General features: G+C 42.9%; 14 protein-coding genes. 1 reads left to right on the forward strand and 13 read right to left on the reverse strand.

Going from position 1 to position 15,458, the window contains the following annotated elements:
- Nucleotides 1–211: 211 nt before the first annotated feature.
- From QT711_RS04090 to QT711_RS04110, 5 genes are all read right to left on the reverse strand, one after another.
- Complete coding sequence (locus tag QT711_RS04090; protein ID WP_317942236.1) at nt 212–724, reverse strand: adenine phosphoribosyltransferase; 513 nt, start codon at nt 722–724, stop codon at nt 212–214.
- Nucleotides 715–3,063 (reverse strand): single-stranded-DNA-specific exonuclease RecJ, encoded by a 2,349-nt coding sequence (gene recJ / locus QT711_RS04095; protein WP_317942237.1) that lies wholly within the window; start codon nt 3,061–3,063, stop codon nt 715–717. The genes QT711_RS04090 and recJ overlap by 10 nt, the downstream gene beginning before the upstream one ends.
- Nucleotides 3,064–3,431: 368 nt before the next feature.
- Nucleotides 3,432–3,761: a LapA family protein gene (locus QT711_RS04100; RefSeq protein WP_317942238.1), complete on the reverse strand. Its 330-nt coding sequence runs from the start codon at nt 3,759–3,761 to the stop codon at nt 3,432–3,434.
- Between the two features lie 80 nt (nt 3,762–3,841).
- Nucleotides 3,842–6,106 (reverse strand): protein translocase subunit SecDF, encoded by a 2,265-nt coding sequence (gene secDF, locus QT711_RS04105; protein ID WP_317942239.1) that lies wholly within the window; start codon nt 6,104–6,106, stop codon nt 3,842–3,844.
- Between the two features lie 129 nt (nt 6,107–6,235).
- Nucleotides 6,236–6,595 (reverse strand): post-transcriptional regulator, encoded by a 360-nt coding sequence (locus QT711_RS04110; protein WP_317942240.1) that lies wholly within the window; start codon nt 6,593–6,595, stop codon nt 6,236–6,238.
- Between the two features lie 49 nt (nt 6,596–6,644).
- On the opposite strand from QT711_RS04110, the gene QT711_RS04115 reads away from it, so the two are divergent.
- The gene (locus QT711_RS04115) at nt 6,645–8,162 is read left to right on the forward strand and encodes a putative polysaccharide biosynthesis protein (protein ID WP_317942241.1); all 1,518 of its coding nucleotides are present in this window, start codon (nt 6,645–6,647) and stop codon (nt 8,160–8,162) included.
- On the opposite strand, the gene QT711_RS04120 is transcribed toward QT711_RS04115, so the two are convergent.
- From QT711_RS04120 to QT711_RS04155, 8 genes are all read right to left on the reverse strand, one after another.
- On the reverse strand, nt 8,156–8,797 hold the full coding sequence (locus tag QT711_RS04120) for a DUF421 domain-containing protein (protein ID WP_317942242.1): 642 nt from the start codon (nt 8,795–8,797) through the stop codon (nt 8,156–8,158). The genes QT711_RS04115 and QT711_RS04120 overlap by 7 nt on opposite strands.
- A 123-nt stretch (nt 8,798–8,920) precedes the next feature.
- Nucleotides 8,921–9,193, reverse strand: coding sequence for a preprotein translocase subunit YajC (gene yajC / locus QT711_RS04125; RefSeq protein WP_317942243.1), 273 nt, complete (start codon nt 9,191–9,193; stop codon nt 8,921–8,923).
- Nucleotides 9,194–9,231: 38 nt separating this feature from the next.
- Entirely contained in the window at nt 9,232–10,371 is a 1,140-nt protein-coding gene (tgt, locus tag QT711_RS04130) for a tRNA guanosine(34) transglycosylase Tgt (RefSeq protein ID WP_317942244.1), read from the reverse strand.
- Between the two features lie 41 nt (nt 10,372–10,412).
- A complete protein-coding gene (gene queA / locus QT711_RS04135) occupies nt 10,413–11,453 on the reverse strand; it encodes a tRNA preQ1(34) S-adenosylmethionine ribosyltransferase-isomerase QueA (RefSeq protein WP_317942245.1) in 1,041 nt (346 codons plus the stop codon).
- A gap of 39 nt (nt 11,454–11,492) precedes the next feature.
- Nucleotides 11,493–12,497: a Holliday junction branch migration DNA helicase RuvB gene (ruvB, locus tag QT711_RS04140; RefSeq protein WP_317942246.1), complete on the reverse strand. Its 1,005-nt coding sequence runs from the start codon at nt 12,495–12,497 to the stop codon at nt 11,493–11,495.
- Nucleotides 12,498–12,530: 33 nt separating this feature from the next.
- Nucleotides 12,531–13,139, reverse strand: a complete 609-nt coding sequence (gene ruvA / locus QT711_RS04145; RefSeq protein WP_317942247.1) for a Holliday junction branch migration protein RuvA — start codon at nt 13,137–13,139, stop codon at nt 12,531–12,533.
- A 287-nt stretch (nt 13,140–13,426) separates the two neighbouring features.
- Nucleotides 13,427–14,296, reverse strand: a complete 870-nt coding sequence (locus QT711_RS04150) for an aminoglycoside phosphotransferase family protein (protein ID WP_317942248.1) — start codon at nt 14,294–14,296, stop codon at nt 13,427–13,429.
- 7 nt (nt 14,297–14,303) lie between these two features.
- A complete protein-coding gene (locus tag QT711_RS04155; protein WP_317942249.1) occupies nt 14,304–15,341 on the reverse strand; it encodes a LysM peptidoglycan-binding domain-containing protein in 1,038 nt (345 codons plus the stop codon).
- Between the last annotated feature and the right edge of the window lie 117 nt (nt 15,342–15,458).

Below are 15,458 nucleotides of genomic sequence, written 5' to 3' on the forward strand. Positions count from 1 at the left end.
TTTCGACTATTTCCGCAAAAAAATTAAAGATAATTCTATTGTATGTATAAATGCCATCGAATGTAAAGTACTTATCGGAAAAAAAGCGTCCTAATCAGCTAGACGACCCATTTCCGTCACAATGAAAAACGAAAAACGCGTGAAACCAATTGTCTATCTTCTTGGTTTCACGCGTTTATTTACTGTATGCGCAGATGTACAGCAGATCCACTTAATACGTCATGAGTGCTCGGACATTGTAGCCTTTTAGTTTGTCTCGACCATTTAAATAGGTCAATTCAATCAAGAAAGCACATCCAGCAACGACGCCACCTAGCTTTTCCACAAGTTCTACCGTTGCACCGACTGTACCACCAGTTGCAAGCAAGTCGTCGACGATTAGCACGCGTTGTCCAGGTTTGATTGCGTCTTTATGAATCGTTAAAGAGTCTTTGCCATATTCCAAGTCATACTCGACTGCAATCGTTTCCCTTGGCAATTTACCAGGCTTACGAACTGGTGCAAAGCCGATTTCCAACGCATAGGCGACTGGACAGCCGATAATGAATCCCCTTGCTTCTGGACCAACAATGATGTCTACGCCAATTTCTTTTGCATATTCAACAATTTGATCTGTCGCATATTTATACGCTTCACCATTATCCATAATGGTTGTTATATCTTTAAAACTAATTCCTTCTTTCGGATAATCCGGTACTATTGTTACAAAGCTCTTTAAATCCATAATTGTTCCTCCCTATTGGCTGTCTCTTGGAAAATTTCATCAAACCATTTTTTCAATTCCATATAAGATGCATATACAAGCATTTTTTCGAGTTCAATTTGCTGCTCCCGTTGCCGATAGGAAGGAGCTGCAGAAAGACTTTTTTTCTCAGCATTGTCTATGACATTTGCAACACCATTCTCTATCTTAACAAATCCTAGCTCAGAAAACACCTTTGTCATGAAATATAGTATGTCAATTTTCCACCCTCTATGTTTGGATAATTGCTGGCCTTGATTACGCACATCGAAACTCCCACGCTTTTTCAAGAAACTATAATACCAACCGAATTGTTCGCGGTTAGGCATTCCTTCAAAATACTTGGATTCAGGCACATGAAAATGAGCATAAATACGTTTAGGGTTTGTAGCTAATAAAACCGTCTTCAATTGTTCCAAGTCTGTTGGAACATCCAATACTATTACATGATCGATTTCTTTATATGCTTCTCTACCATGTAGATGGATTGGACGATCTGGCATACGCTTTTGGTATTGCTCGATAGTCGATTCCTGAAATGCGATGTAGAGAGCACTTTTTGCCGGAATGATGGAAGCCCAACGAGTCGGTTCGTGAATACCACGCAAATCAAATAATTGTCGGTCATTCGATTGAAGATCTTGTAGTAACAATTGGGGTTTCTTCCGACCATTCCATTCGTTCACTTGCAAATCTCCCGTTACGGATAATTTAGCACCCGGACTAATCTCATCAGCAATTGCCCCATTGCCAAATCCGATCACATCTAGCGTATTTGCTCCATCCGTCAACTCGAGCTTCAAATGATTCTTTGCAGCTCCAATTTTTCGGATGGATGAAGCAGAAAGGTTTTCAATGAGAAATACCGGCTTTTCAAAAGACATGCCAAAAGGACGCAAGTGTTCTAATTCTTCAAGGACTTCAACGTCTATCTCTTCAATCGTTAACGGTACATCGATCTGTAGAGTTGGCGTGAGTAATGCATCCGTTAACTGCATTTTTCCTTGCTCATTTAGATTCTCTCTCAATTGATCTACATCATCAAGTGACAACGACATACCAGCAGCCATTTCATGCCCGCCGAAGTGCGGAAGAATGGATGCGTTTTTAGACAACTCTTTGAATAAATCAAAACCGGCGATACTGCGTCCAGAACCTTTTGCGGTTCCCGTTTCAATATCTACCGATAGTACAATGGAAGGTCGATAATACTTTTCAGTCAACCTGGAAGAGACGATGCCTACTACTCCTGGATTCCATCCTTCCCCTGCTAGAACAATGACATATGGCAGCATGTCGCCATACATTTCTATCATTGCTTGTTCAGCCTCTTCTGCAATTTGACTGACGATTGCTTGACGTTCTTTATTCAACGTATCAAGCTTTTCTGCTAACGTCATCGCTTCCATTGCATCTGTAGCTTTTAAGAGATGGACTGCATCGTTTGCACTCCCAAGACGTCCAGGTGCATTTAGCCGTGGGCCTATCATGAAACCGAGCGACTCTTCTGAAAGACTTTGTTGCTCGGTTCCACTCACTTTCACAAGCGCTTGAATCGCCGGGCGCTTCGACGCTCGCATTCTTCTTAACCCTTCTTTAACAATGAATCTGTTTTCATCTTTCAAAGGCACCAAATCTGCTACGGTGCCAATCGCAGCCATCTCATAAAGATCTTCAGGAATTTCACCTAGTAAAGCACAGGCCAGTTTAAAAGCGACACCAACCCCTGCCAATTCTCCAAATGGGTACTCTCCCTCTGGATGACGTGGATGAATGATTGCCAATGCATCAGGCATTGTCAGTCCGATTTCATGGTGATCGGTAACGATGACGTCCATCCCTACCGAATTCGCGTATGCGATTGGATCCAAACCAGCTATCCCATTGTCCACTGTAACGATTAGCGACGTGCCAGATGCATGAAGTTGCTTGAATAACTCCGTGTTCGGTCCGTAACCATGCTCAAACCGATTCGGGATTGCAAAGTCTACAAGAGCACCAAGCCGTTCCAATGCAGTCGTCAAGACTGTCACACTCGTTACGCCATCGGCATCATAATCACCATACACCGTTATTTTCTCTTGACCTTCTATCGCTTGTCGAATCCGCTCAACAGCTTTGTCCATTTCATGCAGTAAAAACGGATCGTGCAAGTTGGTTTCATTCATATGTAAAAAGGACTTAGCTTGCTCGACATCAGTAAGTCCTCTGGATACTAGGATTTTCGCATGGACTGAAGGTAAGCTAAGGCCGTTCATTAGTGCCGTAACAGTTTGTTCATCTGGACGATTAATTGTCCACGTTTTAGCCGATTCTATCAATTTGACTCACTTCCTTATCTTTCATTATATCGAATAACCAGAGGGACTTAAAGGTAAACCGATAGGAACGGTCTAATGAAAAATATGCTATCCAATAGAACGAGGCTGGGACATAACATAAAAAAAACTGCATTAAGTAGGCTAATTCGCCGTCATGCAGTTTTTTTATATTTTTCCAATGTTTCTTTTCAAATTCTTGAGTGAGTCGGAGCGGAAAAAGGCCGACTCCTGCGGGATTGTAGCGCGAATGTTGAGACCCCGCAGGAAGCGCAGCGGACGAGGAGGCTCAAGCGCGCCCCGCGGAAAGCGTGCCTTTTGGAGCGCAGAGGAACGGTCTATTTAGAGTTTTGTCCCAGCCTCGCTAGCGTCTAATCGTTTGTTTGAATACGATTACTCGGTTCATCTGTTTGCTGATAAGCAGCCAACTCGTTTTGTTGAGTAGCAATTGTAATTTCTTTTGCGGTCATTTCTTTCTTCAGTTCATTAATTTGTCGATTCATCCGTATCGTTTTAATCATCGCCATGAATCCGCTAATTGCTGCACCGAGTAACGCTGTGAATAGGATGATAAGGATTAGTGGTAATTGTGCAGTGCCAAATAGATAGTTTACACGTACTGGTTCCACATTCAATACAGCAAAAAATGCGATGAGAATTGCAAAAAGAATACTTAAAATAATGGCCCATTGTTGCTTCATTTCTAAACCCTCCCTTTACCTAAAAAAACAAGGTATACACAAAGTATACCCTGTTCGGTAAAAAGTTGAAACACATGTATTTACACAACCGGCTCGTCAGAACCCCATTGCTTTTTCTCTTTCTCGACTTTCAAACCACCCGTTTTCAGCAATTCTTTCTTCTTCAAGTCATACCAAATTTGTGCCGATATGAAGATGGAAGAATACGTACCCGCGATTAAACCGATTAGTAACGCGATGGAGAAAGGACGAATTGCTTCTGCACCGAGGGCAATTAAAGCAACGACGACGAAAACCACTGTCAATACAGTATTGACCGAACGGCCAAGCGTTTGTCGAAGTGATTTATTCACAATGTCAGCCAGTTCATTTGCATTGTCAATCTTACCGACCTTTTTCATATTCTCACGTATTCTATCGAACGTTACAATTGTGTCGTTGATGGAATAACCGACAATCGTAAGGACGGCCGCAATGAACGTAATATCGACCTCAAGACGAGTAATACTAAATACGGCTACCATGAAGAATGCATCATGAACCAATCCAATAATGGACGATACGCCCATACGCCATTCAAAACGGAAAGCTACGTAAATAATGATGCCCAATGCCGCAATCATTAATGCATACAATGCATTTTTCACCAATTCTTTACCAACTGTGTCAGAAACGGTTGAAACGTTTGGCTCATGACCAAATTGGGCTTTAATATCACGCTTAATAGTATTGACTGTGTCTTTACTAAAATCGTCTTTGTAACGGACGACCCCGATATTATCGGTATCACCTGAAATGACAATATCAGAAGATGGATGACCGATTTTATCAAGTTCTTTCGAAATCTGTTCAGTCGTCAATGACTTATCGGATAAGATTTCAACTCGCGTACCACTTGAGAAATCGATTCCTAAGTTTAATTTGAAAATGCCAAGCGCAATTATGCCTGAAACAATCAACGCGACGGAAAGCACATAAAATCTTTTACGAGAATGAACAAAGTCGAAACGGTCAAACTTAGTGGACAAGTCAAACGTATCTAACTCTTCTGCCGGAGAATGGATCCGTTTTTTCGAAATGCCCAGCAGACCTGTCTTGCCGTCAAGCATCCCACTGTGTACAAGCAATCCAAGTAATAGACGTGAACCCCATACAGCCGTTAAGAAGCTGACAAGAATACTAATGATCAACATTGTCGCAAACCCTTTAACAGAGCTTGTCCCGAAGATAAATAAGACAACCGCCGCAAGCAATGTCGTAATGTTCGCGTCCAAAATCGCTGTAAATGCTGACTTCGCCCCTGTTAAGAACGATGTACGTACGGATCTTCCGACACGTAACTCTTCTTTAATCCGTTCATATGTCAAAATGTTCGCGTCAACCGCCATACCGACTCCGAGCATAAGCGCTGCGATACCCGGTAATGTCAAGACACCATTAATTTTCGTGAAGACGAGTAAAATTAAATAAATGTAGACCGATAATGTAACGACCGCTACAAAACCAGGCACTCGGTAATAGATCAGCATAAATAAGAAGATGAGTGATATCCCTACGATACCTGCTGTTATCGTCTTATCCAACGCTTGTGTACCGAATTGTGCACCGACAGACGTTGAGTAGATTTCTTCAAGGTGAACAGGAAGTGCACCGGCATTCAAAATACCTGCCAAGTTCTTTGTTTCTTCCACCGTGAAACTACCTGAGATCTCAACATTTGATGAATAAATCGCCTTGTCTACTCCAGGAGCTGAAATGAATTTCGGTTTCGCTTTCATTCTTTCCTCTCTGTAGGAGTCCACACCTTCTTCAAAATCCATCCAGATGACCATAACATTTTCAGGGTTTTTGGACACTTGAGCCGTTACTTCCCCGAATTTCTCTGGATCTTTCATTTGTAAAGTGACAATTGGATTTCCTGTGTCGCCAAAGTTCGCTTTCGCTTTTCCTTCCTTCAGGTCATTACCATCTAAAAGTAGGTTATCATCCGCATCACGGAACGTCAGGTTTGCTTGTGTTGATAAAAGCTCACGAGCTGCTTCCTGATCTTCAACGCCTGCTAACTGAACCCGAATACGGTTGTCCGATTCCACTTGGATACTTGGTTCACTGACACCAAGGACGTTCACCCGGTTCTGCAATGCCCCAGCAGTATCTTTGACGATATCTTCCGTAATCTTTTGTCCATCCCGAAGTGGTTCGACTTCATAAAGCACTTCAAATCCGCCTTGTAGGTCAAGGCCTAGTCTAACATCTTTAAGTATCGGATTAGCTGTAGTTCCTACTAGAGAGCCTAGCATGACGAGCAATAATAAAAAGGCTACAATCCGGCTTCTTTTTTTCATCGATTCCGTTCCCCCTCTGTACGTGGAGCGATGGTGCAATACCTATGTACAGTTTATAAAATACAACACTCCAATTATGAGACAGAGTCTAGCATCTGTCAAATAGTTGGTCATCCAAAAAACGTCAAATCACTCTGCTTTCTTTGGTGAAAGAAGCAATTGGAGTTCATCGCTGTTTAAATCCGAAAACCAGTTTGAGTCTCGTTGTTGCTCAATTTGTGTATACGTCATAAATTCCGCAGCCGTTAACCGTAAGATGCCACTGACCACTTCATGAATGGGCATATCTTCCACTTTTTTCTTCCGCCACTTTTTCTGAATGCAGTATTTCCAAATCTCTTCATCGGTTACAGTTGGATAACCATATAGCCGAAGTTCATTCCGCTTACTTTGAACTGCAGGTAGCGCTTGCTTGAATAGTTGCTCGAATTGAATCGTCATCTCCACCATTCCTTTCCCGTTCAGTCGTAAATAGACAAACCTATGCATAGGTTTAGTGTATACGATATGACCGGAATTGAGAAGGAGTTGTTTACGAATGTCCACTTTCATACGTGGCACAGCTATCTTGATGATCGCAGTATTCATGACAAAGCTATTAGGATTCGTCTATCGCATCCAATTCATGCGTGTTGCAGGTGAAGAAGCCGTCGGTATTTATATGACTGCATACCCTGCTTTCATCTTTTTCTTATCACTCGTCCAATTAGGCGTACCCATTGCTGTCGCAAAAGTGATTGCAGAGTTGAAAGCGAAAGGTGAAACTGCGAGACTACCGGCAGTTATGAAAACTGCAACCGTCATTACAATCTTTACTGGCGCTGTTTTCATTCCACTATCCATCCTCTTCGTACCTTATCTTTCTGAAACGTTACTTGGAAACGCGGCTTCATCCACGACAATCTATGTTGGAATTGCGATCATTCCAATTGCAGCAATTGGTGGATTAATTCGTGGCTATTTCCAAGGGATTGTCAGAATCGAAGAGACGGCTTGGTCTCAGATCATTGAGCAATTATTCCGGATCATTTTAATCACGTTACTGTTGCCAATGGTACTCGTACCGGAAAATACGGGATTAAATGCAGCTTATGCTATGGGCATTACATTACTTGCAGAAATGCTATCTGCAGCTTATTTGTATTTTAAATACGCACAACATAAACGTAGTGAACGTAAACCAAGTGACAAAAAAGAGAAGTTTCCGATGAACCCGATTCTTTCCATCGCGCTCCCTTCATCCGGCAGTCGGTTGTTCGGAACATTTACATGGTTTTTAGAACCGATCATCTTTTTACGTGCACTCTCTCTTGCCGGTGTAGGTGCTGTAGCTGCGACTTCTCTTTACGGCATTATCTCAGGTGTGTTAATCCCTTTGCTTTTATTCCCATCATTCATTCCATATGCATTATCCGTTGTCCTCGTGCCAGCTGTCAGTGGGGCAGCAGCTACGAGCAATCGCAAAAAACTCCAAGAACGGATTCAATTGGCATTAAGGCTTTCTGCTTTGACAGGCGCATTTGCTGCAGCTGTATTTTACATTCATGGACAGGATTTAGCAGAAAAGCTTTTTCATATTTCTGAAGGCGGTTCCTATATGTCCTTGCTCGCACCAGTTTTCTTTTTTTACTACATTCAAAGTCCACTCTATTCCATCTTACAAGCGACTGGTGATGCGAAAGCCGGTATGATGAACTCCGTCTACGGAGGCATCGCAAAATTAGGTGTCATGTTTGTATTAGCTTCCCAAGCAGGACTGCAAGAAACAGGAGCCGTTTTAGCAATCGGCTTTGGTGTGCTCGTCACTTCTTTCCTTCATATTGCAACATTGCGTAAAAATAAGGCTGCTGGCGCTGGATTTACAATGTTTGCTCTACCTTATGTGTCCTTTATCATGACAGCCGTCATGCGACCAATTTTCATACCGATTGGCCAATTTGGATTACTAGTGGAATGCTTAATTACTACGGCTTTCTTACTTGTACTTCTTTTATTGTTCGGTCAAGTGAAGAAAAACGATGTACGCATGTTAAAAAGACTCACAAAGGTTTACTGATACTTATTTTTTAATTGATAATGGAGCTTCCCTTCTTCGTAGGAACAATAAAACACTTGTTCAACATGATTGACGCCTACATCTTCCAAGCCTTTGAGCAACCATTCTTCCGTCTTACCAATCAGTTTTACATGTCGACTTTGAATGATACCGTCAGAAATGAGTGCTAAAACAGGTTGTGTGTCTTCATATTTGAAGATTGACAAATTACCGGACGGCTCTAAATAGGCATAGGAAACTTCACGGACAGAACCAATTTGTTGTTCACGAAGTTGTTGAAATAAGTCGTCTAAATTATACCGTTGCTTGCGCATCTCTTCTTCTTGTATGATGCCGTCCTCAATAATGACGGTCGGATCGCCGTCCACTAAATCTCTGAATTTTTTACTTTTCAAAGAGATCAGTGAAGTCAATAACTGAATCGCTAACAAGAGTAGCAATGGTACGATTGAATGACTTAGTTTTTTATCTGGCGAATCTAAAGAAAACGCAACAACTTCCGCCATGATGACAAAGATGACGACATCGATGACACTTAACTCACCTACTTCACGTTTTCCCATAACGCGTAAGATGGCGACAATTAAGGCATACATTAATACCGTTCTTAAGCTAATAATGAGCAAGTCACTCATTCAAATCCCTCCCTAGTTGGAAGGATGCCTTTACTTGAATAGGAATATACACAAAAGAGGCGGTCTGCAGGGAGTACCTGTAGACCACCTCTTCTCGTTTTCAGAAAAGCTCTTTAAATTGTTTTAAAGAGCACTAGATTCTACAACACGACCGACAGCTTGTCTATCGAATTGCAAAGTTGTGCCATCAGCAACTTTCAAGAACACGGAACTATCATCGACAGCGTCGACTGTTCCATGGATACCGCCAATTGTAATGACTCTATCGCCACGTTTAAGGCTATCTTGCATTTGCTTTGTCTGCTTTTGTCTCTTTTGCGCTGGTCGAATCAATAAAAACCACATGATTGCGAACATAGCAATAATTGGTAGTAAAGTACCTAACATATCATTCATTTCGTTTCCCCCCTCTTCTCTTGGTTATTATACAAGATTCAAAAGTTTTTTGCATTTGGTTTATTAAATCCGTATTGTTCAAAAAACTCTTCCCGGAAGTCACCGAGACGATCGTTGCGGATCGCGTCCCTTACTTGCTCCATTAAATTCAATAAGAAATGGAGGTTATGATAGGACGTTAAACGGATGCCAAAGGTTTCATTTGCCTTAATTAAATGACGGATATATGCTCGGCTATAGTTTTTGCATGCATAACAATCGCAATTCGGATCTAACGGTCCAAAGTCACGTTCGTATTTTGCATTTTTCACGACAACTCGGCCTTCACTCGTCATCAGCGTACCGTTTCTTGCAATTCGAGTCGGTAATACACAGTCAAACATGTCCACCCCGCGGATTGCTCCATCAATTAATGAATCTGGTGAACCAACCCCCATTAAATAGCGTGGCTTGTCCTGTGGCAATAAAGGCGTTGTGAACTCCAGTACGCGATTCATAATATCTTTTGGTTCGCCGACCGATAATCCACCAATTGCGTACCCCGGGAAGTCTAAAGAAACGAGATCTTTCGCACTTTGTTTTCTCAGCTCTTCAAATTCTCCTCCTTGCACGATGCCAAACAGTCCTTGATCGTTTGGTCGGGCATGTGCAGTCAAACATCTTTCAGCCCATCTGGACGTCCGTTCAACACTTGCTTTCATGTAGTCGAAGGTAGCCGGAAAAGGAGGACATTCGTCAAACGCCATCATAATATCGGAGCCGAGAGCATTTTGAATTTCCATCGCTTTTTCAGGGCTTAAAAACAATTTACTGCCGTTAAGATGATGGCGGAAATGCACACCTTCTTCTTCTATCTTACGAAAATCACTCAAAGAAAATACTTGGAATCCTCCAGAATCCGTTAAAATCGGTCGATCCCAGTTCATGAATTTGTGCAGACCACCTGCTTCCTTCACAATTTCGTGGCCAGGACGGAGCCATAAATGATAGGTGTTACTTAAGATGATGCCTGCGCCCATCTGTTTCAGTTCTTCAGGAGACATCGTCTTCACGGTCGCTTGTGTGCCAACAGGCATGAATGCCGGTGTCTCAAAGGAACCGTGTGGCGTATGGACAATCCCAAGGCGCGCACCTGTCTGTTTACACGTTTTTATATGTTCGTACGTAATTGCTGGCATGAATAATTTCCTTTCTCAAAGGGCATCTTGCTTTTTCCCTCTTACTTTGTATGTGGTTTAATGAACATGGCATCACCGAAACTGAAGAAACGGTATTTTTCTTGAACCGCTTCACGATAAGCTGCTAATACATGTTCACGTGTAGCTAATGCGGATATGAGCATGATCAATGTTGATTTCGGCAAGTGAAAATTTGTCAACATCCCGTCAAGAATGCTGAATGTATAGCCCGGATAGATAAAGATGGAAGTCCAACCGCTTGATTCCACAATTTTCCCATCGTGTAATGTTGCAATTGTTTCGAGCGTTCGGGCAGAAGTCGTACCAATGGCAATCACTTTACCACCATTTGCTTTCGCCTTGTTAATGGCTTCAGCTGTATGCGCACTTACGTTGTAGTATTCCGCATGCATTGTATGTTCTTCAATCGTATCTGCACTAACCGGTCTGAATGTGCCCAAGCCGACATGTAAGGTGATGAATTCAACACCGACGCCCTTCTCTTTGATTGCCTGTAAAATCTCTTCAGTGAAATGTAGACCTGCAGTCGGTGCGGCAGCAGAACCCCGTTCTTTTGCAAATACGGTTTGATAGCGAGATTGGTCGTCCAATGTTTCTGTGATGTAAGGAGGCAATGGCATTTGCCCTAAAGCATCCAAAATTTCATAGAATATCCCATCATAGCGGAATTTGAATACCCGCCCACCTTGGTCCATCGTCGCTGTACACTGTGCCGTCAACCGGCCGTCACCAAATGTGATAACTGTTCCAACTTTAACTCGTTTTGCAGGTTTTACGAGCGTTTCCCACTCATCGGACCCTTTCTCTTTCAGAAGAAGTACTTCAATGGAAGCCCCTGTCTCCTCTTTTACACCGATTAATCTCGCTGGGAGGACACGTGTATCATTTAGTACGATAACGTCTCCCGCGTTTAATTCATCAATGATGTCACGGAATTGCCGATGCTTCACTGCACCAGTAACTCGATCCAGCACCATTAACCGGCTCGCTGTTCGATCAATGAGTGGTGTTTGGGCAATCAGCTCTTCTGGTAATTCAAAATCAAAATCATTTACATCCATTATTCCGAAATACTCCCTCTATCATAGTTTCGTTTTTTCTTACGTTCGACCTTCAGGTACAGCATATCCGAAATGGTCATATGCAAGACGTGTCGCAATTCTTCCGCGCGGCGTCCGTTGAATGAAACCGATTTGCAATAAATACGGTTCATACACATCTTCAATTGTTACGGACTCTTCACCGATGCTTGCCGCAATCGTATCAATGCCTACCGGCCCGCCTGTAAACCGTTCAATCATACTTCGGATTAGCTTATGGTCAATATGGTCAAGACCATGCGAATCGACTTGTAACATTTCTAACGCTTCTTTTGAGATGCCCATTGTGATACTTCCATCGCCTCTCACTTGGGCATAATCCCGAACCCTTCGAAGCAAACGATTCGCTATACGGGGCGTTCCTCTAGACCGTCTTGCAATTTCAACCGCTGCCGCCTCATCAATTTCCACTTCAAAAAGTGTCGCACTGCGTATGACGATTTCTTTTAGAGGCTCCACACCATAATATTCGAGGCGTAAGGGCACACCAAAACGGTCACGCAACGGTGCAGATAGCGAACCCGCCCTTGTCGTTGCACCGATCAATGTGAATGGAGGCAAGTCCAGACGAATGGATTTGGCAGATGGACCTTTTCCAACAACGATATCTAAACAAAAATCCTCCATCGCCGGATAGAGTACTTCCTCGATCGAACGATTCAAACGGTGGATTTCATCGATGAACAACACATCTCCTGGCTCCAATGACGAAACCACGGCCGCTAAATCTCCCGGACGTTCGATGGCAGGCCCACTTGTCATCTTGACGTTGACACCCATTTCATTTGCAATGACCGCAGCTAAAGTCGTTTTTCCTAGTCCTGGCGGGCCATATAACAAGACATGATCCAAACTTTCACTTCGTCCTTTCGCAGCTTCAATGAAAATACTGAGGTTGTCCTTCACTGTCTCTTGACCGATGTATTGCTGCAACCTTTGTGGACGCAATGATTGTTCGAAGTTGTCATCATAATTGGATTGTTCGCTAGATATGACACGCTCCATCTTTTTACCCTCCTCCTTTCCTAGAAATGACGATTATTTTTGCTTTAATAACAAACCTAAGGCAAGTTTCATATAAGCTTCCGTATTCAGCTCTTCTTCTTTTTGCAATGTCGGTTTTACTTTCGATAGTTCGCGTTGGGAATAGCCAAGTGCCTGCAATGCCAACATCGCTTCTTCCAACGAATCATTTTCCGCCATTGATAGGAGTGTTACGTCTGTATCCGGCATTTCAATTTCCGTGAACAAATCGCCCAACTTGCCTTTTAAGTCTAAAATCATCTGTCGGGCAGTCTTTTTTCCGACACCTGGAAACTTCACAAGAAATGTCTCATCTTCGCGCTCAATTGCCCCGATAACTTGCGCTGGCACACCACTTGCTAAAATCGCCAATGCGCCTTTTGGTCCGATTCCTGAAACCGTAATGAGCTTCTTGAACAATTCGCGTTGTTCCAACGTTTTAAATCCGAGTAGCCATTGCATATCTTCTCGTACATGTAAGTAGGTAAACACTTGTTGCACTTCTTCGGATTGGTGAAAAGCGTATGGATTTGGCGTCATGATCTGCCAGCCGACGCCACTTTGTTCCAGTGTTATGTATTCCGGTGTTACCCGTGTGACATATCCTTTAATATAATCGTACAAATTATTCTCCCCCTACTGTATAGAAAACATTATAACATACGAACGCGTTTTCTACCTAGAGTTGAGAGCATTTGTCTATGTTTCGAAAGTGAAATTGAATTTCCGAAAACGACTGACAAAATCGTTGATCCATATAAAAAACGCATGAAACCATAGTGTTGAAAACCTGGCTTCACACGTAGCTATAAAAGGTCCGCAAATTACTACACATTCATTTAATAACGCGCATATCTGTTCACTTTTCGTTAGACAATTGTCTTCCAACATAAATGGTACTAACAATTGTTTCATTTCATCATACGCATAATATCATACCATAACTTCGGCCACGCTGAGACCGCATTTTCAGTAAAAGGAATCAGCTTTCTCGCCAGTCGCTCTTGGCTATCTGGCGGCAAGGAGAAAAGATGCAACCACTCCCTAAACACTTCGTTCGGATAAAGCAACATCGCTTTGGATGCATTGTCCATATCATTCAACGCGACTTGCTCACCGAACAAAAACTCCACATTATATCCGATGTTCGGCATGACACGATGTGTCCATAGCGCTAATTCAGTCCCTGGTGGCCCTGTGCATGCCAAGTCAAAATCAATAAAACGGATCAGGCCATTTTCATCCCGTAATATATTGTGATGAACGACATCACCATGTAGGAGTGTGTGTCCTGCCTGATTCTTAACTTTCTTTTTAAGTACCGACATGGCATTGTTTCCAAAAGCAATCATTTCATTAATTGCATGTTGATCGAGAAACTTCTCACAAGCAGGGCGATATTCTACAAAGCGATCCAATCGATCTTGCCATTTATCAAGCAATTGATACCTATGCAAAAATGGCGATGCATCCCAATCAATTTGTTCGATTGTCTTATGCAATGCATGCAAGGCTAGCAACGAATCCGTCCGGTCAATTCTTTTCCTGAAATTGACCGGCTTTGTTCCTTCGATCCATGGTTGCATGATGAATAACGGATCTTCTGTCGTCATGAGTGGCACGATGTGTGGAAATCGGATTGCGTGCAATTGCCGATGGATGTATTCCACTTTGACGGCAGTGGACCGGGATTTGTATTTCTTTAAAGAATAGGCTGTTTCTCCTTCGACCAACTTCCAAACGTTCTCTTTTACCTTTCGGATGTTTTTTTCCAGCGTCATACGCCGGTCAGCACGATCCGCAGCCGTTGTTATCCATTTGGCCGTATGGATTTGTCATTGGCATTTGTTGTTGCATTGGTTGCATATACATGCCTTGCATAGGCATCATTGGATAATAACCATGATGAGGATGGCATCCGTAAGGAACCATCGGTGGACATGGATAACATTGCGAATAAGCACCTTGAGGATACATCATGTTATACGGTTGTTGATAATCTGGTGAAATCATTTGCGGGACATAGCCTGGACCTGGTGGACTGTAAACCATCTGATTGGAAGATTCCATCTGATCCATCATGGTGGACTCCATCATCTCCCAGCCGCTCGTCGGATAGGCTGGCGGTGTTCCCATACCCATCCCTGGGGAAATTGGTGATTCATCCATATCAGATTCGTCCATGCTTTCACTCCTATCAATTGCTGGAGGTTGCATCCACATTTGTGCAGGAGTAGTTGGTTGCGATGGTTTTGCTTGTTCGGCCGGCATGGACATTTCCAGCTTTTGCATAGGTTGTGTAAACTGATGATGTTGCATTGGATAGCAATCGGCATCGTAAATCGGCATCCAGCCACAAGGTACCGGAATAATTGGCTGGTAATAGTGCGGCATCACCATTTGCGGCATCTGAGGTGCAGGTTGTTGTGGTGCGGGTTTTTGTTCCCCAGACGGCATTTGTACAGGTGGTGGCGTCGGTTTTGTTGCAGGCGGTATCGGTGTAGGTTTTGGCGTTGGTGTTGGTTTTACTGATTCAGGCTTTGTCTGCGGCAATGGGATTGGTTCTTTTGGCTTTACAGGCTTTGTCTCCGTCACCGGTTTGCTCATCGGTTTTGTAGGCTTAACCTGATCCGTTTTTTTATCAGGCACCTTCATTCCGGGCATTTGGTCTTTCTTCTTCATCGGCAAAAATATTTTCATCCCCGGTACAATATAATCAGGGTTTGCCAGATGAGCGTTCACTCTTTTTAAATCTTCAAAAGAGATACCGTATTGTCGTGCAATCTTCCACAATGTATCTCCCTTTACTACAATATGGACATCCATTTAAAAAATCCCCCTTCCATCAATTCATCGTATGAACGAACGCCCGACTATGTGACGCAAATTCATGAATGGCGCCCTCTCTCTTACTATGTATATTAACGAGGAAGGGGTATTATT

This window comes from Sporosarcina saromensis, assembly GCF_033253735.1.
GTDB classification, from domain to species: Bacteria; Bacillota; Bacilli; order Bacillales_A; family Planococcaceae; genus Sporosarcina; species Sporosarcina saromensis.